We start from the raw sequence: 21,872 nt of genomic DNA on the forward strand, positions 1-21,872 counted from the left end.
CACAGGGTGGAGATCGGCAGGAGGAATGTCCACCATCCAAATATCGATGCACGGACTTTGCAGGTGCCTTGACTTCGGCACACGCACGCTGGGCGTGGGGCAGAACCGCGTTTCCAGCTAATCTCCCCCTTGTGGGGGAGATGCCCGGAAGGGCAGAGGGGATGCCTCGATCGCAGCAACGATTCAAGCAGATCGGCTATTGCTCTAATGCGAGCCGCTCGGCGCTGGGCATGAGGCGTCGGATTGCCGCCGGGTGTGAAGGCCCGGTGGGAGATCGCCCGACCCGTGCGCGAAGGCGCATGCTCGCTTCAGGTCGTCGCCGGTAGGAATCGTGAATAGCAAAAAGGGCGGCTCGAGAGCCGCCCTTCCGATCCGGATGGACCACCTGTGCTAAGGCTTGCGCCTTATCACATCATGTCCATGCCGCCCATGCCGCCCATGCCGCCCGGCATTGCCGGAGCGTCCTTCTTCGGCAGCTCGGCGATCATGGCTTCGGTGGTGACGAGCAGGCCGGCAACCGAGGCTGCGTCCTGCAGAGCGGTGCGAACGACCTTGACCGGGTCGATGATGCCCATGGCGATCATGTCGCCATATTCACCGGTCTGAGCGTTGTAGCCGAAGTCGTCGGTGTTCTTCTCAAGGATCTTGCCGACAACGATCGAGGCTTCATCGCCAGCGTTCTCTGCGATCTGGCGAGCCGGAGCCTGCAGAGCGCGGCGAACGATGTTGATGCCGGCGTCCTGATCGTCGTTTTCACCCTTGACGGTGATCTTGACGGAAGAGCGCAGCAGGGCGACGCCGCCGCCCGGTACGATGCCTTCCTGGACGGCAGCGCGCGTCGCGTTGAGGGCGTCGTCGATGCGGTCCTTCTTTTCCTTCACTTCGACCTCCGTCGCACCGCCGACGCGGATGACGGCAACGCCGCCCGCGAGCTTTGCAAGGCGCTCCTGCAGCTTCTCACGGTCGTAGTCAGAAGTGGTTTCTTCAATCTGGGCCTTGATCTGGGCGACGCGGCCTTCGATGTCGGCCTTCTGGCCGGCGCCGTCGACGATCGTCGTGTTTTCCTTGGAGATCGAGACCTTCTTCGCACGGCCGAGCATGTCGAGCGTGACGTTTTCGAGCTTGATGCCGAGGTCCTCGGAGATCACCGTGCCGCCCGTCAGGATGGCGATGTCTTCGAGCATGGCCTTGCGGCGGTCGCCGAAGCCCGGGGCCTTGACGGCAGCGATCTTCAGGCCGCCGCGCAGCTTGTTGACGACGAGCGTTGCAAGCGCTTCGCCTTCGACGTCTTCAGCGATGATGAGGAGCGGCTTGCCGCTCTGAACGACGGCTTCGAGAACCGGGAGCATCGCCTGGAGGTTCGAGAGCTTCTTCTCGTGCAGGAGAATGAACGCGTCTTCGAGGTCGGCGACCATCTTTTCCGGGTTGGTGACGAAGTAGGGCGACAGGTAGCCGCGGTCGAACTGCATGCCTTCGACGACTTCGAGTTCGGTCTCGGCGGTCTTGGCTTCTTCAACCGTGATGACGCCTTCGTTGCCGACCTTCTGCATCGCTTCGGCGATGTCGAGGCCGATCTGCTTTTCACCGTTTGCCGAAATCGTGCCGACCTGGGCGACTTCTGCCGAGGTGTTGATCTTCTTGGCCTTGGCGAGCAGGTCCTTGACGACTTCGGTGACGGCGAGGTCGATGCCGCGCTTCAGGTCCATCGGGTTCATGCCGGCAGCAACGGCCTTGGCGCCTTCGCGAACGATCGCCTGGGCAAGAACGGTTGCGGTCGTGGTGCCGTCGCCGGCGATGTCGTTGGTCTTCGAAGCGACTTCGCGGACCATCTGGGCGCCCATGTTCTCGAACTTGTCTTCGAGTTCGATTTCCTTGGCGACCGAAACGCCGTCCTTGGTGATGCGCGGAGCGCCGAAGGACTTGTCGATAACGACGTTACGGCCCTTCGGGCCGAGCGTTACCTTGACCGCATCGGCGAGGATGTCGACGCCGCGCAGCATCTTTTCGCGCGCGGTACGGCCGAACTTGACTTCTTTAGCTGCCATTTTTGAAAGCTCCTGGTTTCGAAGTTCCGGGACAGGCCCGGTTTCAAATTACGGAAGGTAGGGTTGCCGGCCGATCAGCCGATGATGCCCATGATGTCGGCTTCCTTCATGATCAGAAGGTCTTCGCCGTTGATCTTGACTTCGGTGCCGGACCACTTGCCGAACAGGACGCGGTCACCAGCCTTGACATCGAGCGGAACAACCTTGCCGCTTTCGTCACGGGCACCTGAACCGACAGCCACGATTTCGCCTTCTTGCGGCTTTTCCTTCGCGGTGTCCGGAATGATGATGCCGCCCTTGGTCTTTTCTTCAGACTCGACGCGGCGGACGACAACGCGGTCGTGCAGCGGACGGAAGTTGGTGCTTGCCATTGTCTAATCCCTCGATCAAATGACATTGCGGGTCGTTCATCGACCCGGTGGATGGGTGTTAGCACTCCTGTTTAAAGAGTGCTAGCGCCGCCGAGATAAGGCTGGCTACCGAACGAGTCAAGGATCGGCTTCGAGATTTTTTTGCCGGCCGCGAACGTTGACATGAAATGCCGTTTTTTGTTTGATGCATCTATGGGGTAGGCGAATGCCCCACGAGGCGTCATGCTGGAATTTCGCGTCCAACAGCTATCAAGGACGTCGTATCATGGCCTCGTTCAACTCCATCTCTCTCGAAAAGCTTGCCCGGCTCGTCGGCACCCCGAAGGCTCCCGTCCTCATCGATGTTCGCGATGAGGACGATTTCACCGCCGATCCCAATCTCGTACCGTCGTCGTTCCATCGGACGCACGCCGATGCGCCCAAATGGGCGGACGAATACAAAGGCCAGTTGGTCGTCGCGCTCTGTAAGCGCGGCGGCAAACTCAGCGAAGGCGTTGCCGCATGGCTTCGGCACGCCGGCGCGTCTGCGGAAATACTGGAAGGCGGTCACGAAGCGTGGCGCGAGGCGGGTCTGCCTCTCGTTCCGGTGGCGAGCCTGCCGAATGCCGATCCTTCGGGCGGCACGGTGTGGGTGACACGATCCCGGCCGAAGATCGACCGCATCGCCTGCCCATGGCTGATCCGCCGCTTCGTCGATCCGCGCGCCAGGTTCCTCTACGTCTCGCCGGCCGAGGTCGAGGCAGTCGGCGAACGGTTCGGCGCAACGCCGTTTGATATCGAAGGGGTGTTCTGGAGCCACCGCGGCGATGAGTGCACCTTTGACACGATGCTCAAGGAATTCCGCCTTTCCTTTCCCGCGCTTGAGCATGTCGCCCGCATCGTCCGCGGTGCCGACACGGACAGGCACGAGTTGGAACCGCAAGCGGCCGGCCTTCTTGCCGTTTCGCTTGGTCTCTCCCGCATGTATACCGACGACCTTGACCAGCTCGAGGCAGGGATGACGCTCTATGACGCGCTCTATCGTTGGGCGCGTGATGCGAGAGAGGAAAAGCACGATTGGGTATCCCACGGCGGCAAGGGGAAGCGGACGTGAATGAACGGCGATCGGCGGGCCTCGCGCCCGCCCATCCTTCCTTTGCCGAAGCGACGAAGGTCTGGGCGAAGATCGGCCTGTTAAGCTTCGGCGGGCCGGCCGGGCAGATTGCGCTGATGCATCGCGAGCTGGTCGAAGAGCGCCGCTGGATTTCGGAAAGCCGTTTCCTGCACGCGCTCAACTATTGCATGCTGCTGCCGGGCCCGGAGGCCCAGCAACTCGCCACCTATATCGGCTGGCTGCTGCACGGTACGCGCGGCGGGGTGGTGGCCGGCACGCTCTTCGTGATCCCCGGCTTTTTCGTCATCCTCGCTTTGTCGTCCGCCTACGCCGTGTTCCAGGAGACGAACTGGCTCGCGAGTCTCTTCTTCGGCCTGAAGGCCGCGGTGCTGGCAATCGTCATCGATGCGCTGGTCCGGCTTTCCCGCCGGGCGCTGAAAACCGGCTTCGACCGCGTGCTCGCGATCGTCGCTTTCCTTGCGCTCTTCGCCTTTGCCCTGCCTTTCCCGCTGGTGGTCATCGGCGCAGGTCTCATTGGCTACATCGCCGCCCGCCATGCGCCGGCAAGCCGCGAGGCCGCCCATGCCGCGAAGACTCCTGATCTTCCCTCCGTCATCGACGCGGACTACCCCGACGGCAAGCCGTCCTGGGGGAGGGCGGCGGCGGTCGTTGGCGTTTGGGGATCACTTTGGCTGGCACCCTTCGTGGTGATTTTCGCCACGATCGGCCGATCCAATGTCTACACCGACATCGGTGTCTTCTTCTCACAGATGGCGGTCGTCACCTTCGGCGGCGCCTACGCCGTTCTCGCTTATGTGGCACAGCAGGCGGTCGAGACCTACCATTGGCTGCGGCCGGGCGAGATGGTCGACGGTCTGGCGCTGGCGGAGACGACGCCGGGGCCGCTGGTGCTCGTGCTCGCCTTCGTCGGTTTCATGGGCGCGTACCGGGCGCCGATCGGTGTCGACGCGCTGACGTCGGGCGTGCTCGGCGCGACGCTTGCGACCTGGGTCACCTTCGTTCCGTGCTTTCTGTGGATATTCCTCGGCGCACCCTATGTCGAGCGACTGCGCGCCAACGCCGCGCTCTCGGGCGCATTGTCGGCCATCTCGGCGGCGGTCGCCGGCGTCATCCTCAACCTTGCGGTCTGGTTCGGCCTCCACGTCCTCTTCGGCCGCGTCGAGCGATTGGAGGTCGGGCCGCTTTCGCTTCCCTATCCGGACCCGACGACGCTCCACCCGGCCGCACTTTTCCTGACGATTATGGCGGCTGCATCGCTTCTCTGGTGGAAGCGCGGCATTTTCCAGACGCTCGCAATCTGTGCTGTGGCTGGCTGGCTGCTCATGCTTGTCCGATAACGCAGCGTTCGGGACGAATCTTGGGAAGTGCCGCGTTTTTCCATAGGCGAGGCTTGTATTCTTGGCCCTTCCTTGCGATGTCAGCCGGGAAGCCGAGTTTGCAGGAAACCAGGATGGCCGTCAGGATCAACAGTTTTCGGGAAATCGCCAGCCGATATGACGTGGTGCTTTGCGATGTCTGGGGCGTGCTTCACAATGGCGTTCAGGCTTTCGCCTCCGCCTGCGAGGCGCTCGCCGAGGCACGCGCTCAAGGGGTGACGGTCGTCCTCATCACCAATTCGCCGCGGCCGCATCCGAGCGTCAAGGTGCAGATCCGCGGCCTCGGCGTTCCCGATGAAGCCTATGACCGGATCGTTACCTCTGGCGACGTCACGCGGGCCTTGATCGCCTCGGCGGAGAAGCGGATTTTCTTTATCGGCGCCGATCGCGATCTGCCCTTGCTGGAAGGATTGGGCACCGAGATCGTTTCGGCGGAAGAGGCCGAGACGATCGTCTGTGCCGGCTTCTACGACGACGAGACCGAAACCCCCGAACACTACCGCGCCACGCTGACGGGGCTTGCCAAACGGAAAATCCCGTTCATCTGTGCCAATCCCGATCTCGTCGTGGAACGCGGTCATCGGCTGATCCCCTGCGCGGGCGCAATCGCCAAGCTTTACGAGGAGCTTGGCGGCGAGGCGCGCATTGCCGGCAAGCCCTACAAGGCGATCTACCGCGCCGCGCTGTCCGAAGCGAAGGCGGTGAGAGGTGCCTTCGATCTCGCGCGGGTTATCGCCGTGGGCGATGGCATGCCGACCGACGTGAAGGGGGCGCAGGACGCCGGTTTTGATCTGCTCTATATCAGCGCCGGCATCCACGCGCAGGAATACATGCATGAAAGCCGCACCGATGAGGCGAAGCTTGCCGCTTTCCTGAAGAAGGAAGGGGCGACGCCGAAGTGCTGGATGCCCCGGCTCGCCTGACAGGACGACGGCCATGACGGTTTTCCATCGCAACGAGACCCGTGATCCGCTTCCCGAACGCCTCCATGGCGGCGTGATTGCGATCGGCAATTTCGACGGCGTCCACCGGGGCCATCAGTCGGTGCTGAACCGCGCGCTCGACGAGGCAAAGGGCAGGGGCGTTCCGGCACTCGTGCTGACCTTCGAACCGCACCCGCGCACCGTCTTCCGGCCCGATCAGCCCGTCTTCCGGCTGACGCCTGCGCCGCTGAAGGCCCGCATCCTCGAAGGGATGGGTTTCGGCGCCGTGATCGAATATCCCTTCGACCGGACCTTCTCCGAGCTTTCGGCTTCCGACTTCATCCATCGCATCCTGCGCGAGTGGCTGCACGCCTCCCATGTCGTAACCGGTTTCGATTTCCACTTCGGCAAGGGACGGGAGGGCGGCCCGGCCTTCCTGATGGCGGCAGGCGCCCAGGAAGGCTTCGGCGTGACGCTGGTGGATGCCTTCCGCGACGAGAACGCCTCGGTCATTTCCTCGAGCTTCATCCGTTCCTTGCTTGCCGAAGGCGACGTCGCGCATGCGGCCGGCCAGCTTGGTTACCGCTACACGGTCGAAGCGGAGGTGATCGGCGGCAAGAAGCTCGGGCGCACGCTCGGCTATCCGACGGCCAACATGCGCCTGCCAGCCGAAGTCGAACTCAGGAACGGCATCTATGCGGTGCGTTTCCGTCGTGCGGACGGCTCCCTTTACGACGGTGTCGCAAGCTTCGGCCGCCGCCCGACCGTCGACAGCGACGGCGAAGCGCTCCTGGAGACCTTCGTCTTCGACTTCTCCGGCGATCTCTATGGCGAGATCTGCGCCGTCTCCTTTTTCGGCCACCTTCGCGACGAAGTGAAATTCGACGGGCTAGAGCCCCTGATGGTGCAGATGAAAGAGGACGAGAAGGAAGCGCGCGCCCTTCTTTCCGGCGTGCGGCCCTTGAGCGACATCGACCGCCAGATCAATTTCGCCTGAGGCGGACGGCGACGCTTGTCCAAAGAATCGCGCCATGCTGCGCCCGCGGACCTTTTCAAAAGGCTGAAAACGCCTTAAACAACCGGCCACTATGACCCGGCATTGTCGATTGACCATCGATCAGCGAATTATCGGCCCGGCTTTCCGCGCGCGCTAGAGCGTGCCGGAAGGTCCGGGATTTCGGCGTTTTGCGCCCTTCCAGTCATCTTCGAGATACCGAACCCTTCCGCCTGCGTGACAATCCGCGCGGAAAAGACGAATGCAAAAGACCATGACAGAGACCGCTGAAAAGATCGACTATTCCTCGACGCTCTACCTGCCGCAGACGGAGTTTCCGATGCGCGCCGGCCTGCCGCAGAAGGAACCGGAAACGGTGGCCCGCTGGCAGAAGATGGAGCTCTACAAGAAGCTTCGCGCCTCAGCTGCCGGCCGCGACAAGTTCGTGCTGCACGACGGCCCGCCCTATGCGAACGGCAACATCCATATCGGTCATGCGCTGAACAAGATCCTTAAGGACGTTATCAACCGCTCGTTCCAGATGCGCGGCTTCGACGCCAATTACGTGCCGGGCTGGGACTGCCACGGCCTGCCGATCGAATGGAAGATCGAGGAGAAATATCGCGAGAAGGGTCGCAACAAGGACGACGTCCCAGTCAATGAGTTCCGCAAGGAATGCCGTGATTTCGCCGGCGGCTGGATCCAGGTCCAGACCGAGGAGTTCAAGCGTCTCGGCATCGAAGGCGACTTCGAAAATCCCTACACGACGATGAACTTCCATGCAGAAGCCCGCATCGCCGGTGAATTGATGAAGATCGCAAGGGCCGGCCAGCTCTATCGTGGCTCGAAGCCGGTCATGTGGTCGGTTGTCGAGCGCACCGCGCTCGCCGAGGCCGAAGTCGAATATGCCGACGTCGAGAGCGACATGATCTGGGTGAAGTTCCCGGTGACCGAGGGACCGGATGCGCTTGCCGGCGCCTTCGTCGTCATCTGGACGACGACGCCCTGGACGATCCCAGGCAACCGGGCGATCGCCTATTCGTCGCGCTATGCCTACGGCCTCTATGAGGTCGCGACGGCCGAGAACGACTATGGCCCGCAGCCCGGCGAAAAGATGATCTTCGCCAAGCGCCTCGCCGAAGAATCGGCCGCCAAGGCCAAGGTCACGTTCAACTTCGTCCGTGACATAGAGGCCGCCGAACTTGCGGCGATCACCTGCGCCCATCCACTGCACGGCCTCGGCGGCGGTTACGCCTTCAAGGTGCCGCTGCTCGACGGCGAACACGTCACCGACGATGCGGGTACCGGCTTCGTTCACACCGCGCCGGGCCACGGCCGCGAAGACTTTGACGCCTGGATGGACAGCGCCCGGGCGCTCGAAGCGCGCGGCATCTCCTCTGCGATCCCGTTCACAGTCGACGATGCCGGCTATTTCACCGCCGACGCGCCCGGCTTCGGTCCGGATGCCGAAGGCGGCGCGGCCCGGGTCATCGACGACAAGGGCAAGAAGGGCGACGCCAACGATCGCGTCATCAAGGCGCTGATCGCCCGCCACGCGCTCTTTGCCCGCGGCCGCCTGAAGCATTCCTATCCGCATTCCTGGCGGTCGAAGAAGCCGGTCATCTTCCGCAACACGCCGCAATGGTTCGTCTACATGGACAAGGACTTCGGCGACGGCTCGACGCTGCGCTCGCGGGCGTTGAACGCTATCGACGAAACCCGCTTCGTACCGGGCGCCGGCCAGAACCGCCTGCGGGCGATGATCGAGCAGCGCCCGGACTGGGTTCTGTCGCGCCAGCGCGCCTGGGGCGTGCCGATCGCGATCTTCGCAGATGATAACGGCGAGATCCTCGTGGACGACGCCGTCAATGCCCGGATCCTCGAGGCTTTCGAGAAGGAAGGGGCCGATGCCTGGTTTGCCGAGGGAGCGAAGGAACGCTTCCTCGGAAACGACCACGACCAGGCCCGCTGGAACCAGGTCATGGACATCCTCGATGTCTGGTTCGATTCCGGTTCGACCCATACCTTCACGCTCGAAGACCGTCCCGACCTGAAATGGCCGGCCGATGTCTATCTCGAGGGCTCCGACCAGCATCGCGGCTGGTTCCATTCTTCGCTGCTGGAAAGCTGCGCGACCCGCGGCCGTGCGCCTTACAACGCCGTTGTCACCCATGGCTTCACCATGGACGAGAAGGGCGAGAAGATGTCGAAGTCGAAGGGCAACACCGTCACGCCGCAGGAGGTGATGAAGGATGCCGGCGCCGACATCCTGCGCCTCTGGGTGATGACGACCGACTATTGGGAAGACCAGCGCCTCGGCAAGACGATCATCCAGACCAATATCGACGCCTACCGCAAGCTCAGGAACACCATCCGCTGGATGCTCGGAACGCTCGCCCACGACAAGGGCGAGGTGATTGCGATCAGCGACATGCCGGAGCTCGAGCAGCTGATGCTGCATCGCCTCGCCGAGCTCGACCGGCTGGTGCGCGAAGGCTACGACGCCTTCGACTTCAAGCGGATCGCACGCGCGCTGATCGATTTCTCGAACGTCGAACTTTCGGCCTTCTATTTCGATATCCGCAAGGACGCGCTCTACTGCGACGCGCCTTCGTCGCTGCGCCGGCGCGCCGCGCTGCACGTCATCCGCACGCTGTTCGATTGCCTGGTGGCCTGGCTTGCGCCGATGCTGCCCTTCACGGCCGAGGAAGCCTGGCTTTCCCGCAACCCGGAAGCCGTCTCGGTGCATCTCGAGCAGTTCCCGGCCGTACCCGCGGAGTGGCGCAACGATGCGCTGGCCGAGAAGTGGCGGAAGATCCGTGAAGTGCGCAAGGTCGTGACCGGGGCTCTCGAGATTGAGCGCAAGGACAAGCGCATCGGCTCCTCGCTGGAAGCAGCGCCGGTCGTCCACATCGCCGACCCGGATTTGAGGGCTGCACTCGACGGGCAGGATTTTGCCGAGATCTGCATCACCTCAGCGATCGAAATCGACGGCGCGAACGGGCCGGAAGGCGCCTTCACGTTGCCGGAGGTGGCGACGGTCAGCGTCGTGCCGAGGCTCGCCGAAGGCCGCAAATGCGCCCGCTCCTGGCGGATTACCACGGATGTCGGCTCCGATTCGCTCTATCCGGATGTATCGGCACGCGACGCCGCCGCACTCAGGGAACTTGGCTTCAAAGCGTGACGGGCCGTACCGGGTGAATTGCGCTTGGCGCATTCATCCGGTACAACCTGCCCGAAATTTGGCGGATTTTTCCGCCATGGGGGCATTTAATGGCCGCGGCGGGCGCGGTGCGGCGGGGGCTTAAGGGAACTTCATGGAAATGACGCGAGCGTTGCGGGTGTTTGCGAGCATTGCTGCTGTCGTGGCGGGGAGCCTGGCGCTTTCCGGCTGCATCGGCGGCCCGACATACGGCACGGACAAGACGGCAGGCGAACAGCTGGTCGACGACCTGGGCAGCGCCATCAGCCTGGCGCCGCCGAAAAAGGACCCGGTCAAATACCAGCCACGCGCCGGCCTGGTGTTGCCGCCGCAAGGAGAGCAGGCTTCGCTCATCCAGCCGCAACAGTCGCTCGCAAGTCGCGAAACCAATCCCGAGTGGGTCGAGTCGCCCGAGGAGGTGCGCGAGCGCCTGCGCGAAGAGGCCGACGCCAACAAGAACAATCCGAACTACGTCTCGCCGCTTGCCAAGGCAAGCGCCAACGGCCGCCGTCTTTCTGCCAAGGAGCAGCAGGCGGCCTATCGCGAGGCCCGCAAGATCGAGATGGGCGCCTATTCCGACAAGCGCCGTTTCCTGAGCGACCCGCCGCTCGAGTATCGCCGGCTGCCCGAGGCCTCGGAAACGGATCTCGGCGAGCCGGAGAAGGACAAGGAGCGCCGGCGCAAGAAGGCGGCGCAAGTCGCCAACAGTGGCAGCAAGTGGTACTGGCCGTTCTAAGCCATGGCCATCAGCATTCGCGATGCGGTCCCGGCCGATGCGGCAACGATCCTGCGCTTCATCACCGACCTCGCCATCTATGAGAAGGCTGAGGACGAGGTCGAGGCGACTGTCGAACTTCTGACGGATTCGCTCTTCGGGACCGGCTCGGTCAGCCGGGCGATCATCTGCGAGGTCGATGGCGCGCCGGCCGGCTTCGCCGTCTGGTTCTACAACTATTCGACCTGGCAGGCGCGCAAGGGTCTCTATCTCGAAGATCTGTATGTTACGCCCGAGCACCGCGGCTCGGGAGCGGGCAAGATGCTGCTCAAGCACCTGGCCCGTATCGCGCTTGCCGAGGGCTGCGGCCGCTTCGAGTGGAGCGTTCTCGATTGGAACGAGCCCGCGATCCGTGTCTACGAGGCGATCGGCGCCGAGCCGCTCTCGGAGTGGACGCGCTACCGGCTGACGGGCAAGGAGCTTGAGGCGCTCGCCTCCAGCTGACTGTTGCTATCATCGCCGGGCGGCGAAAAAACCGCGAAGCAGCTCGGCCGCCTCGCGTTCGCCGAGGCCGGAATAGACGTCCGGCACATGATGGCAGGTCGGCGAGCCATAGAACCTGACGCCACTTTCGACGGCGCCGCCCTTCGGGTCCTCGGCGCCGTAGTAGAGGCGGCGTATGCGGGCAAACGAGATTGCCGCCGCGCACATGGTGCAGGGTTCGAGCGTCACATAGAGATCGGCGCCGGAGAGCCGCTCGTCGCCGACGGCGGCCGCCGCCTGGCGGATCGCCTCGATCTCGGCATGGGCCGTAATGTCCCGCAATTCGCGCGTGCGGTTCCCGGCCGCAGCGACGACTTCGCCGTCGAGCACGACGACGGCGCCGATCGGCACTTCGCCGCGCACCGCCGCCTTCCGCGCCTCGTCTAGCGCCGCATCCATGTAGCGCGTCGTTTCCGCCATCACTTGCTCATAATTTCTCTTAACCCGTGGCCTTCGACCTGATAGGACAGCCGCAAAAGGCAGGCAACAGAAATGACATCCAAAGACAAGTCCACCGGGCCCGGCAAGGGAAAAGGTCGGAAAGGCAATTTTCCTTCCTGCGAGAAGAAGGCCAACGCGGCACGGCCCGGCAAGGGCGCGGCGCCGGGAGCCGACGTCGGCGCCGACGAGCCGCAACGCATCTCGAAGATCCTGTCGCGCGCCGGCGTCGCCTCGCGCCGCGACGTCGAGCGGATGATCATGGAAGGGCGCGTCAAGCTTAACGGTGTCGTGCTCGAAACCCCGGTTGTCAATGCGACGCTTGCCGACAGGATCGAGGTCGACGGCCATCCGATCCGCGGCATCGAGCGGACGCGCCTGTGGCTCTATCACAAGCCGGCCGGCCTGGTAACGACCAACGCCGACCCTGAAGGCCGTCCCACCGTCTTCGACAACTTGCCGGACGAGTTGCCGCGGGTGCTGTCGATCGGCCGCCTCGACATCAATACAGAGGGCCTGCTGCTCCTCACCAACGACGGCGGGCTGGCGCGCGCGCTCGAATTGCCGGCCACCGGCTGGCTGCGGCGGTACCGCGTCCGCGCCCATGGCGACATTGATCAGCAGGCACTCGATCGTCTGAAGGATGGCATCGCCGTCGACGGCGTCCTCTATGGTGCGATCGAGGCGACGCTCGACCGGGTCCAGGGTTCCAACGTCTGGATCACCATGGGCCTGCGCGAAGGCAAGAATCGCGAGATCAAGAACGTGCTTGGGGCGCTCGGCCTCGACGTGAACCGCCTGATCCGCATTTCCTATGGCCCGTTCCAACTCGGCGAACTGCCCGAGGGGCACGTCCAGGAAATCCGCGGCCGCACGCTCAGGGATCAGCTCGGTCCGCGCCTGATCGCGGAAGCGAAGGCGAATTTCGACGCGCCGCTCTACAATGATCAGCCCGCCGCGGCGGAGAGGGAGGTCCACAGCGAGGACATTCCTGAAAAGGGCAAGCCGGAACGCGGCGCCTGGCGTGAAAAGCCAGAGGACAAGCGCGAACGGGCGCTTGCTCGCCTTGATACCCAGCGTGACGACGGCCGCTCCCGCGATCGCCGCGATCGTCCCCGCGAAAAATTCGAGGATCGCCCGGCCCGGGCGCCGGCGAAACGCAGCCGGACGGCGAATGTCTGGATGGCCCCTGGTGCGCGCCCAGTCGCCGAAAAGAAGCCGAAGGCGGCCGAGGACGATGCTTCGCCGAAGCCGGCTCGTCGCGAGCGCCCGGAGGGTGCGCCGAAGACCAAGCGTTACGGCCGCACGAAGGATGGCGCGGCCACGAAAACTTCGGCAAAGTTCGATCCCGACCGCAAGGCAAGTGCCGGCAAGGGAGCTGCTCGGCCGGACCGCGCCCCGCGTCCGCCGGTCAAACGCGCCGATGAGGATGGCGACTGGATCAGCGCCAGCGAACCGGTCCGCCGCAAAGACGATGCCCGCGACGGCGGTTTCGAGCGGCGCCGGCCCTTCGATCCCAACGAGCGGAAATCGCGGGATCACGGCGATCGCCCGCCGCGTCGCGAGAGCAGCGAGCGCCCCCGTGGCGATCGTCCGGCACGGACCGCCGGCGACAATCGCGCATTTTCGGAGAAGCCGCGGACAAGCCGCCGCAAGGACGATGTCCGCGAGGGCCGCGAAGGCGGAGATCGCCCCTTCGGCGACAATCCTCGTGGAAAGCCTGCCAGCGGCAAGCCGGCGGGAGGGAAGTCCTTCGGTCAGCGTTCCGGTGGTCCGCGTGGCGGCAAGCCCGGCGGCGGCCGACCGGGCGGAGGCAAGCCTGCCGGCAGCAAGCCCGGCGGTCGCACGGGCGGCGGCAAGCCGCGCGGCAAGGGGAAGTAACCGGCCGTGCGCATCGTCGGCGGAGAGTTTCGGGGCCGCACGCTTGCGACCCCCAAGTCCAACGATATCCGGCCGACCACCGACCGGACGCGCGAGAGCCTGTTCAACATCCTGGGCCACAGCTATCCCGAGGCGCTGGACGGCACCCGCGTCCTCGACCTTTTTGCCGGCACCGGTGCAGTCGGACTCGAGGCCCTGTCGCGAGGCTGCCGCCAGGCGCTCTTCGTCGAACAGGGGGTCGAGGGCCGCGGGCTGATCCGCATCAATATCGAAGCGCTGGGCCTGCAAGGCCGCGCCAAGATCTTTCGCCGCGATGCGGTCGATCTCGGTTCGGTCGGCACGATGGAACCCTTTCATCTGGTTTTCGCCGATCCGCCCTATGGAAAGGGGCTCGGAGAACGCGCACTCGAGTCGGGGGCGGCTGGCGGATGGCTCGTCCCCGGCGCGCTCGTGGTGCTGGAGGAGCGGGCCGACGTGCGTCCGCAATTGCCCGCGGTCTTCGAACCGCTCGACGATCGCGCCTTCGGCGACACGCGAATGCATTTCTATCGATTTCTAGGCGCCTGATCTAAGTTGGGCGGAGCGGGCGGTGGGACCGCCTGGTCCTGCCCTTTAGCACCGCTGTAGCGGCGCGGACGGAACGGAGAGCATCGATGGAGCAGCACGTATCTGCGCAGCGCAGCAGTCCAGACGGCGGGGCCGAGCCGACGATCGCGGTCGCGCTTGGTGGTGGCGGTGCCCGCGGCTTCGCTCATATCCATGTCATTGCAGCGCTGGACGAGATGAGCATCCGACCTGTGGCGATCGCCGGCTCGTCGATCGGCGCGATCATGGGCGCGGGCATGGCGGCCGGCATGACCGGCAAGGAGATCCGGGACTACACCTTTGCGACCGTCGGCAACCGCGGCGAAGTGCTGAACCGCCTGTGGCAGCTTCGGCCGAGCAGTCTGTCTGAGGCCGTGTCGAGCGGCTTCCGCTTCGGGCAGTTCAACATCGAACGGGTGCTGAAAGCCTTTCTGCCGCAGGCGATCCCGGCGCGCTTTTCCGACCTGCTGATACCGCTGAAAGTCACCGCGACCGATTATTACGGGCAAAGCGAGCGCGTCTGCGAACAGGGCGACCTGCATAAGGCGATCGCCGCCTCTTGCGCCCTGCCGGCGATCTTCACGCCGGTGAAGATCGAGGGGCGCGTGATGATCGATGGCGGCATGTACAATCCGGTGCCTTTCGACCACTTGCGCGACCTCGCCGACATCGTCATTGCCGTCGACGTCGTCGGCGGTCCCGATGGTGACGGCAAGACGATTCCGAGCCGCATCGACAGCCTGTTCGGCGCGAGCCAGTTGATGATGCAGTCGATCATCGCCATGAAGATGAAGGCAGGCGCCCCGGATATCCTGCTTCGCCCGGATGTCGGCCGCTTCCGCGCCCTGGATTTCCTGCGTGCCCGTGAAGTGCTCGCGGCGACGGCTGCCACGAAGGAACAATTGAAGCGGGCGCTCTCCGAACGAATCGAGCAATGGCAGGCGAATCGCTGATTTCCGCCCGCCGCACCGCGTTCCGGCTCAGTCGGCACGGGCCAGCGTTTCGCCGGCTCGTTCATTGTCCCCTGTCGGAAGCTGGGGCAGGATGCGCTCCTCGGTCTCCGCCGTGTGGTTGACGTCACGTTTCGGCTTGACCAGCGGTTCCGGCCGCACCGGCTCTGAATGCAGCATGTGGCGTCCGGCCGTGATGCCCTCGGCCTCCTGCAGCACCAGACGCGCCTCGTCGCGGCGGCGGATGTCGTCCATGATGGCGATCGCTTCCTCGCCGTTGACGCCGAGCGCCTCGATCGTCTTGCGGCCGAACAGCAGGCCGGACTCGAAAGTCTCGCGCAACTCGTATTCGACGCCCTGGGCGCGCAGTTCCAGCGTATGCAGGCGATCGTAGGAACGCGCAAAGATCCGGGCGTTCGGGTATTCCGCCTGGACGAGGTTGATGATCCTGTCGGTGATCTCCTTCTTCTGTGTACAGACCGCGACAATCTTCGCCTTCTCGATGCCGGCCGCCCGCAGGACGTCGAGCCGCGTGCCGTCGCCGAAATAGATGCGGAAGCCGAAGGTCGCAGCCTGGCGGACGCGCGCGGCGGAATGGTCGATGATCGTCACGTCGCGGCCGCCGGCCAGAAGGATTTGCGCGGCAATTTGCCCGAAGCGTGAAAAGCCGATCATCAGGACGTCGGCGCCGGCGCCTTCGAAATCCTCCTCGATCTCGTCTTCCATATCATCCTGTTCGCGCAGCAACCGCCGCGAAATGAGCGCCGCAACCGGCGTCAAGGCCATCGAAAGCGTGACGATCGCGACGAGCAAGGAGGCGACGCCTTGCGTGAAGACCCCTGCAACGGCGGCGGCCGTGAAGAGCACGAAGCCGAATTCGCCGCCCTGCGGCAGCAGCAGGCCGATCCGCACCGCATCATTGTGGTGGGAACCGGTCGCGCGGCAAAGGCCGTAGAGAACCAGACTTTTCACCGCCATTAGCAGCGGCACGGCGATGAGGATCAAGAGATAGTTCTCGGCGACGACGCCGAGTTGCAGCGACAGCCCGACCGCCATGAAGAACAATGCCTGAAGGATGCCGCGAAACGGCTCTATATCGGCCTCGAGTTCATGGCGGTAGGAGGATTCCGCGAGCAGCACGCCCGCGAGGAAGGCGCCCATCGCCATCGAAAGGCCGGCCAATTGCATCATCGTCGCCGCTCCCATGACGACAAGCAGCGCGGCGGCGATCATCACGTCCCGCGCCCCGGTGCGGGCGATCACCTGGAACAGCGGATTGAGCAGGTAGCGGCCCGCCGCATAAAGGGCGGCAATCGCGGCGATCGCAAGCGCGAAGTCTTCGAACGGCGTGGTTGTCGCCTCTGGCGCGCGCGTCGCCATCAACGGGATCAAGGCGAGTAGCGGAACGATCGCCAGGTCCTGGAGCAGGAGGATGGAAAAGGCGCGCTGACCGTAGCGCGTGTTGGTATCGTTGTTCTCTTCGAGGATCTGCATGGCGAAGGCCGTCGACGAAAGCGCCAGGCCAAAGCCGGCAATAACGCTGCCGGTCCAAGGGAGCAGGTCGAAGAACTCGATGAGGAAAGACAGAACGAGGCCTGTCGCCACCACTTGCGCCGTGCCCAGGCCGAAAATGTCGCGCCGCATCTGCCAAAGTCGCGACGGCTTCAACTCGAGGCCGATGATGAACAGCAGGAAGACGACGCCGAGCTCCGATACGTGAAGAATCTCTTCGCCCTCGGTAATCGACTGGGCGACCGGACCGATGACGATGCCTGCGGCGAGATAGCCGAGAATCGTTCCGAGCCCGAGACGTTTGAACAGCGGCGCAGCAACGACGGCGCCGCCGAGCAACATCAGCGCCTGGGTGTAGAGGATCGGTGTCTGCATTGCGCGTGGCTTTCATCATGGAGGCTCTCTGACCTGCCCTTGGCGGGCGAGGCGAGGCGGAATGTCGTACTATGCGGAGAGGGGAATCATCGTGATGCCCTTGATGCTTGCTCCAGTGCACAATAAATGGGGCAGGAATGAAAGGCCTAATCATGTCCGAGACGATCGATTCCGCCATCCTCGAGAACCGCGCCGCCGAACTGGTGGACCGTGCGCGGCAGGCCGGTGCGGAGGCCGCCGATGCGGTCGTCGTGCGCGGCCGCTCCCGCTCGGTTTCGGTGCGGCTCGGCAAGGTCGAGGCGACGGAGGCCTCCGAAAGCGACGATTTTTCGCTGCGCGTCTTCGTAGGGCGGCGTGTCGCCAGCGTCTCGGCCAATCCGGGCTTTGATCTGAAGGTCCTGGCGGAGCGTGCCGTGGCGATGGCCAAGGCCTCGCCAGAGGATCCTTACGCGTCGCTCGCCGATCCCGAGCGTTTGGCGAGATCCTATCCGGACCTGGATCTTTTCGACACGCGCGAGGTTTCGAGCGAGGCGCTCACCGAAGCGGCGCTTGCAGCCGAGGCGGCGGCGCTTTCGGTGTCCGGCGTCACCAATTCGAGCGGCGCCAGCGCTTCCGCCGGCATGGGCGGGCTCGTGCTGGTGACGTCGCACGGGTTCTCAGGCTCCTATATGGCGACCCGGTTCGGCCGCTCCGTCAGCGCCATCGCCGGCCAAGGCACCAAAATGGAGCGCGACTACGACTATGACAGCCGACTCTATTTCGATGAACTTCGCAGCGCCGACGATATCGGACGCGTGGCCGGCGAGCGGGCCGTGGCGCGCCTCAACCCGCGGCAGGTCGCGACCGCCAAGAACGTGACCGTCGTCTTCGATCCGCGCATGGCGCGAGGCTTCGTCGGACATCTGGCAGGTGCCATCAATGGCGCCTCGGTCGCCCGCAAGACGAGCTTCCTCAGGGACATGATGGGCAAGCAGATCATGAAGGCGGGGATTGCGGTGACGGACGATCCGCAGATCGTGCGCGGCTCCTCGTCGCGCCCCTTCGACGGCGAGGGGGTCGCCGGCTCGAAGCTGTCCATGGTCGAGGACGGCGTGCTGAAGCACTGGTTCCTCTCGACGTCCGCGGCGCGTGAACTAGGGCTGGAGACCAACGGGCGCGGCGTCCGTGGCGGCCCGGCGGTCAATCCGGCCTCAACCAACCTCGCCCTCGAACCGGGGACGATTTCCCGCGACGACCTGATCCGCGGCGTCGGCACGGGGTTCTACGTCACCGAGCTCATCGGCCAGGGCGTCAACATGGTGACCGGCGAGTACAGCCGCGGCGCCTCCGGCTTCTGGATCGAAAACGGCGAGATCACCTTCCCCGTATCGGAGGTGACGATCGCTTCCAACCTCAAGCACATGTTCATGGCCTTGACGCCTGCCGACGACATCGACAGGAAGTTCGGTACCGCCGCACCGACTCTCGCGATCGAAGGCATGACACTTGCCGGAACTTGAGTCCGGACCGTACGTTCCGCCAGTTGGAGGCGCGTGGGATCGTCCCGGCGCCTGAAGGAGACGAATGTCAGAAGCAGCCCTCCAGACCGCGCCCAGTTGGGACGAGGATCTCAAGCTTATCCTTGCCGCAGCGGTGGCAGCAGGCGATACGGCGCTCGGCTATTTCCGAAAGACCGTGGACGTCCGCTGGAAAAATGAGGGCCGCTCCCCCGTGAGCGAGGCCGATCTTGCAGCAAACGATATCCTGAAGACAAGGCTGCTTGCCGCGCGAGCCGATTACGGCTGGCTTTCGGAGGAAACCGACGACGATGCGACGCGCCTTTCCCGCGACACCGTCTTCGTCGTCGATCCGATCGACGGCACGCGTGCCTTCATCTCCGGCAAGGACCTCTGGTGCGTCAGCGTTGCCGTCGTTCACCAGGGCCAGCCGACGGCGGGCGTGCTCTATGCGCCGGCGCTCGGGGAAATCTACCAGGCGACGCTCGACGGGGAGGCCCGTAAGAACGATGCGGCGATTAGGGTGCGTGACCCCTTGCCGAATGAGCGGCTGCAGGTGGCCATGGCCGAGGACATCGCGGGCAAGCTTGCCGCCCCCTATCGCGACAGGCTGGCGCGCGTGCCGCACGTGCCGTCGCTCGCCTACCGCTTGGCGATGATCGCCGACGGCCGCATCGACGGTACGATCGTCAAGAAGAACGCCCATGATTGGGATTTGGCGGCCGCCGATCTCATTTTGGCGCGCGCCGGCGGGGCGCTCCGCGGCCTGGACGGCACACCCCTGTCCTACAATCGCCCCATTGTCAGTCATGGAGTTCTCGGGGCCGGCTCCGGGCCGGCGCTGCCGGCATTGCTCGCCGCCTCCAAGCCGTTCGACGCCCATTGACCTTTGGGTGCGAATGCCGCAAACCAACGCCGACGTTTCAAAGAACAATGGGAACACAATGGCTCAGAATACCGAGAAGAAGCAGCTCTTGCACCTTGTCTTCGGCGGCGAGTTGACGACGCTCACCGACGTGCAGTTCCGCGATCTCAACGACCTCGATATCGTCGGTATCTTCCCCGACTACGAAAGCGCTCATGTCGCCTGGAAGGCCAAGGCGCAGATGACAGTCGACAACGCCCATATGCGCTATTTCATCGTCCACATGCACCGGCTGCTCGACCCGGAAAATGATTGATGTCTTGGTGAGCGCGGGTAAGGGCGAGCGTTGATGAGCAGCCTGCGCGCACGGCTTGCGCTTTCCACCTATCGCTGGATCGGCACGGCGATCTACCCGTTCGTCGGGCCCTACCTGGCCCTGCGCGCTGCAAAGGGCAAGGAGGATCCGGCCCGCCGCCGCGAGCGCTACGGCCACGCGAGCGCGCCGCGCCCGCCCGGGCCGCTCGTCTGGTTTCATGCCGCGAGCGTCGGCGAGACGGTCGCGGTAACCCCGTTGATAAAGGAAATCCGCCGCAGCGGCATTGCCGTGGTCCTGACCACCGGGACGACCACCTCGGCGCGGGTGGCAGCCGAGCGCCTCGGCAAGGCGGTCATCCATCAATATGTGCCGCTCGATTTCAAACCGGCCGTCAGCCGTTTCCTCGAATATTGGCAGCCGGACCTGGCGATCATCGCCGAATCCGAAATCTGGCCGATGACGATCGTCGAACTGGGCCGGCGCCACATTCCCCAGGTTCTGGTCAATGCGCGTCTGTCCGACCGAACCTTCGCCCGTTGGAAGAAACGGCCATCGCTCGCCGATGCGCTCTTCGAGAACCTCGCGCTCGTCATCGCCCAGTCGGACGTCGATGCGGAGCGCTTCCGCACGCTCGGCGCGCTGCCGGTGATGGTCTCGGGCAATCTCAAGGTCGATACCGACGCGCCGCCGCACGACCCGCAGGCATTGCGCGACTATGCGCAGCAGATCGGTTCGCGCAAGACCTGGGCGGCAATCTCCACCTTCGACGGCGAGGAGGAGGCGGCCGGTGTCGTCCATCAAGCTCTGAAGCCGCGCAACGGTCTCTTGACCATCGTCGTACCGCGTCATCCCGAGCGCGGCGATGCCGTCGAAGCGGCGTTGACCGCCAAGGGGCTCAAGGTCGCCCGCCGTACGCGGGGCGATCGCCTGACGCCGGACGTCGACATTTTTCTCGGCGACACGATCGGCGAGATGGGGCTCTATCTGCGGCTGACCGAGGTGGCCTTCGTCGGCCGTTCGCTCTTTGCCGAGGGCGGGCAGAATCCGCTGGAGCCGGCCATGCTCGGCTGCGCGGTGCTTTCGGGTGGCAGCGTCCAGAACTTCCGCGAGACCTACCAGATGCTTGCCAAAAACGGCAGCGCCAAGATCGTCCGCGACGTCGAAATGCTGGCGAAGGGCGTCAACTACCTTCTCGGCAACGACGACATGCGTCGCTCGATGATCGACGCGGGGCTTGAAACCGTGCAACAGATGCGCGGCGCATTGACGGCGACGATGAAGGGGCTCGAACCCTATATCAATCCGCTCGTGGTAAAGGCGCGGCTGGAGCCGCGCGTCGAAAGCTGAAAACGGACGGGACCATGACTGCGGGCAACGGCATCGTCGGCATATTGTTCGATAAGGACGGTACGCTTCTCGACTACGCGAAGAGCTGGGTTCCCGTGAACTACGAACTAGCGCGAATTGCCGCCAAGGATGACGATGCGCTCGCAAGAGTTCTGCTTCGGGCCGGCGGCATGGACCCGGATACGGGCCACGTCGCACCCGACAGCCTGCTCGCCGCCGGTAACACGGTCGAGATTGCGACCGGCATGGTCGAGGCCGGCGCGCCGTATACGGTGGAGGAACTGACGGCGCTGTTTGACGGCCTCTTTGCGAACTCCGCCGACTATGCGGTGCCGGTGACCGATCTCGGCGCCTTTTTCGCCGCCCTGCATGCGAAGGGCTACCGCCTCGGCGTCGCCTCGAGCGACAATGAACGCTCCATCCGCGAGACGGCGAAGCGCTTCGGCTTCGACACCTATCTGCACTACATCGCCGGCTACGACAGCGGTTATGGCGTCAAGCCGCAGCCGGGCATGGTGCTCGGCTTCTGCGCCGCGACCGGGCTGACGCCTCAGCAGGTGGCGGTGGTCGGAGACAACAATCACGATATGCATATGGGCCGCGCTGCCGGGGCCGGCCTGACCATTGCGGTTCTGACCGGCACCGGCTCGCGTCAGTCGCTGGCCGGGGCTTCCGACCATTGCTTGGCCGATATCACCGAGCTTGAAGCAGTGCTCTGACTCCGTTGACCGGCTTGCCTTTTTTCGCATTCTGAAGTCTCTTGTGGCGTCGTCGGCCCATGGCCGGCAGAGACGGGTCAGGAGCGCCTCCCGGCGCATGAAGCA

19 protein-coding genes are annotated in these 21,872 nt (G+C 64.4%); 15 read left to right on the forward strand and 4 right to left on the reverse strand.

What is annotated here, in order from left to right; genetic code table 11:
• Window positions 1–407: 407 nt before the first annotated feature.
• Entirely contained in the window at window positions 408–2,045 is a 1,638-nt protein-coding gene (gene groL / locus ATC00_RS04470) for a chaperonin GroEL (protein WP_037379039.1), read from the reverse strand.
• A 74-nt stretch (window positions 2,046–2,119) separates the two neighbouring features.
• Window positions 2,120–2,416, reverse strand: a complete 297-nt coding sequence (gene groES / locus ATC00_RS04475) for a co-chaperone GroES (RefSeq protein ID WP_012706990.1) — start codon at window positions 2,414–2,416, stop codon at window positions 2,120–2,122.
• Window positions 2,417–2,681: 265 nt separating this feature from the next.
• Between groES and ATC00_RS04480 the strand changes: the two genes are divergently transcribed.
• The 7 genes from ATC00_RS04480 (at window position 2,682) to ATC00_RS04510 (ending at window position 11,244) form a co-directional block, all read left to right on the forward strand.
• Window positions 2,682–3,509, forward strand: coding sequence for a chromate resistance protein ChrB domain-containing protein (locus tag ATC00_RS04480; protein WP_064252101.1), 828 nt, complete (start codon window positions 2,682–2,684; stop codon window positions 3,507–3,509).
• Window positions 3,506–4,867, forward strand: a complete 1,362-nt coding sequence (chrA, locus tag ATC00_RS04485) for a chromate efflux transporter (protein WP_037379044.1) — start codon at window positions 3,506–3,508, stop codon at window positions 4,865–4,867. The genes ATC00_RS04480 and chrA overlap by 4 nt, the downstream gene beginning before the upstream one ends.
• A 113-nt stretch (window positions 4,868–4,980) precedes the next feature.
• Window positions 4,981–5,829, forward strand: a complete 849-nt coding sequence (locus tag ATC00_RS04490; protein WP_037379047.1) for a TIGR01459 family HAD-type hydrolase — start codon at window positions 4,981–4,983, stop codon at window positions 5,827–5,829.
• 13 nt (window positions 5,830–5,842) lie between these two features.
• On the forward strand, window positions 5,843–6,826 hold the full coding sequence (locus tag ATC00_RS04495; RefSeq protein ID WP_064252102.1) for a bifunctional riboflavin kinase/FAD synthetase: 984 nt from the start codon (window positions 5,843–5,845) through the stop codon (window positions 6,824–6,826).
• A 271-nt stretch (window positions 6,827–7,097) separates the two neighbouring features.
• Window positions 7,098–10,007: an isoleucine--tRNA ligase gene (ileS, locus tag ATC00_RS04500; protein WP_037379168.1), complete on the forward strand. Its 2,910-nt coding sequence runs from the start codon at window positions 7,098–7,100 to the stop codon at window positions 10,005–10,007.
• Between the two features lie 133 nt (window positions 10,008–10,140).
• Window positions 10,141–10,761, forward strand: a complete 621-nt coding sequence (locus ATC00_RS04505) for a hypothetical protein (protein ID WP_037379052.1) — start codon at window positions 10,141–10,143, stop codon at window positions 10,759–10,761.
• A 3-nt stretch (window positions 10,762–10,764) separates the two neighbouring features.
• Window positions 10,765–11,244, forward strand: a complete 480-nt coding sequence (locus tag ATC00_RS04510) for a GNAT family N-acetyltransferase (RefSeq protein WP_064252103.1) — start codon at window positions 10,765–10,767, stop codon at window positions 11,242–11,244.
• Window positions 11,245–11,253: 9 nt separating this feature from the next.
• Here the strand turns inward: ATC00_RS04510 and ATC00_RS04515 are convergent, their stop codons facing one another.
• A complete protein-coding gene (locus ATC00_RS04515) occupies window positions 11,254–11,703 on the reverse strand; it encodes a nucleoside deaminase (RefSeq protein ID WP_037379069.1) in 450 nt (149 codons plus the stop codon).
• Window positions 11,704–11,775: 72 nt separating this feature from the next.
• On the opposite strand from ATC00_RS04515, the gene ATC00_RS04520 reads away from it, so the two are divergent.
• The 3 genes from ATC00_RS04520 to ATC00_RS04530 all read left to right on the forward strand — a co-directional run bounded on the left by ATC00_RS04520 (window position 11,776) and on the right by ATC00_RS04530 (window position 15,140).
• Window positions 11,776–13,602, forward strand: a complete 1,827-nt coding sequence (locus ATC00_RS04520; protein WP_064252104.1) for a pseudouridine synthase — start codon at window positions 11,776–11,778, stop codon at window positions 13,600–13,602.
• A gap of 6 nt (window positions 13,603–13,608) precedes the next feature.
• Window positions 13,609–14,169, forward strand: a complete 561-nt coding sequence (rsmD, locus tag ATC00_RS04525) for a 16S rRNA (guanine(966)-N(2))-methyltransferase RsmD (RefSeq protein ID WP_037379075.1) — start codon at window positions 13,609–13,611, stop codon at window positions 14,167–14,169.
• An 86-nt stretch (window positions 14,170–14,255) separates the two neighbouring features.
• The gene (locus ATC00_RS04530) at window positions 14,256–15,140 is read left to right on the forward strand and encodes a patatin-like phospholipase family protein (protein WP_037379078.1); all 885 of its coding nucleotides are present in this window, start codon (window positions 14,256–14,258) and stop codon (window positions 15,138–15,140) included.
• A 27-nt stretch (window positions 15,141–15,167) separates the two neighbouring features.
• On the opposite strand, the gene ATC00_RS04535 is transcribed toward ATC00_RS04530, so the two are convergent.
• Window positions 15,168–17,024 carry a monovalent cation:proton antiporter-2 (CPA2) family protein gene (locus tag ATC00_RS04535; RefSeq protein ID WP_064252105.1) on the reverse strand — a complete coding sequence of 619 codons (1,857 nt, stop codon included), beginning with the start codon at window positions 17,022–17,024 and terminating at the stop codon, window positions 15,168–15,170.
• 152 nt (window positions 17,025–17,176) lie between these two features.
• Here ATC00_RS04535 and ATC00_RS04540 point away from each other — a divergent pair, with 152 nt between their 5' ends.
• The 5 genes from ATC00_RS04540 (at window position 17,177) to ATC00_RS04560 (ending at window position 21,767) form a co-directional block, all read left to right on the forward strand.
• The gene (locus ATC00_RS04540) at window positions 17,177–18,523 is read left to right on the forward strand and encodes a TldD/PmbA family protein (protein WP_064252106.1); all 1,347 of its coding nucleotides are present in this window, start codon (window positions 17,177–17,179) and stop codon (window positions 18,521–18,523) included.
• Between the two features lie 64 nt (window positions 18,524–18,587).
• Entirely contained in the window at window positions 18,588–19,406 is an 819-nt protein-coding gene (locus ATC00_RS04545; protein WP_064252107.1) for a 3'(2'),5'-bisphosphate nucleotidase CysQ, read from the forward strand.
• Window positions 19,407–19,464: 58 nt separating this feature from the next.
• Entirely contained in the window at window positions 19,465–19,701 is a 237-nt protein-coding gene (locus tag ATC00_RS04550) for a DUF4170 domain-containing protein (protein ID WP_037379087.1), read from the forward strand.
• A gap of 33 nt (window positions 19,702–19,734) precedes the next feature.
• Window positions 19,735–21,048 (forward strand): lipid IV(A) 3-deoxy-D-manno-octulosonic acid transferase, encoded by a 1,314-nt coding sequence (gene waaA, locus ATC00_RS04555; protein ID WP_064252108.1) that lies wholly within the window; start codon window positions 19,735–19,737, stop codon window positions 21,046–21,048.
• A 14-nt stretch (window positions 21,049–21,062) separates the two neighbouring features.
• A complete protein-coding gene (locus ATC00_RS04560) occupies window positions 21,063–21,767 on the forward strand; it encodes an HAD family hydrolase (protein ID WP_064252109.1) in 705 nt (234 codons plus the stop codon).
• Window positions 21,768–21,872 lie beyond the last annotated feature (105 nt).

Origin of the sequence: Sinorhizobium americanum (genome assembly GCF_001651855.1) — a bacterium.
Taxonomy (GTDB): domain Bacteria; phylum Pseudomonadota; class Alphaproteobacteria; order Rhizobiales; family Rhizobiaceae; genus Sinorhizobium; species Sinorhizobium americanum.

Coding starts and splice junctions, on each gene's coding strand:
- ATC00_RS04515 (WP_037379069.1), bottom strand. CDS start 11,703: ATGGCGGAAACGACGCGCTACATGGATGCGGCGCTAGACGAGGCGCGG.
- ATC00_RS04510 (WP_064252103.1), top strand. CDS start 10,765: ATGGCCATCAGCATTCGCGATGCGGTCCCGGCCGATGCGGCAACGATC.
- ATC00_RS04530 (WP_037379078.1), top strand. CDS start 14,256: ATGGAGCAGCACGTATCTGCGCAGCGCAGCAGTCCAGACGGCGGGGCC.
- ileS (WP_037379168.1), top strand. CDS start 7,098: ATGACAGAGACCGCTGAAAAGATCGACTATTCCTCGACGCTCTACCTG.
- ATC00_RS04505 (WP_037379052.1), top strand. CDS start 10,141: ATGGAAATGACGCGAGCGTTGCGGGTGTTTGCGAGCATTGCTGCTGTC.
- ATC00_RS04495 (WP_064252102.1), top strand. CDS start 5,843: ATGACGGTTTTCCATCGCAACGAGACCCGTGATCCGCTTCCCGAACGC.
- ATC00_RS04540 (WP_064252106.1), top strand. CDS start 17,177: ATGTCCGAGACGATCGATTCCGCCATCCTCGAGAACCGCGCCGCCGAA.
- ATC00_RS04520 (WP_064252104.1), top strand. CDS start 11,776: ATGACATCCAAAGACAAGTCCACCGGGCCCGGCAAGGGAAAAGGTCGG.
- waaA (WP_064252108.1), top strand. CDS start 19,735: ATGAGCAGCCTGCGCGCACGGCTTGCGCTTTCCACCTATCGCTGGATC.
- ATC00_RS04545 (WP_064252107.1), top strand. CDS start 18,588: ATGTCAGAAGCAGCCCTCCAGACCGCGCCCAGTTGGGACGAGGATCTC.
- ATC00_RS04560 (WP_064252109.1), top strand. CDS start 21,063: ATGACTGCGGGCAACGGCATCGTCGGCATATTGTTCGATAAGGACGGT.
- ATC00_RS04535 (WP_064252105.1), bottom strand. CDS start 17,024: ATGCAGACACCGATCCTCTACACCCAGGCGCTGATGTTGCTCGGCGGC.
- ATC00_RS04480 (WP_064252101.1), top strand. CDS start 2,682: ATGGCCTCGTTCAACTCCATCTCTCTCGAAAAGCTTGCCCGGCTCGTC.
- groES (WP_012706990.1), bottom strand. CDS start 2,416: ATGGCAAGCACCAACTTCCGTCCGCTGCACGACCGCGTTGTCGTCCGC.
- ATC00_RS04490 (WP_037379047.1), top strand. CDS start 4,981: ATGGCCGTCAGGATCAACAGTTTTCGGGAAATCGCCAGCCGATATGAC.
- ATC00_RS04550 (WP_037379087.1), top strand. CDS start 19,465: ATGGCTCAGAATACCGAGAAGAAGCAGCTCTTGCACCTTGTCTTCGGC.
- groL (WP_037379039.1), bottom strand. CDS start 2,045: ATGGCAGCTAAAGAAGTCAAGTTCGGCCGTACCGCGCGCGAAAAGATG.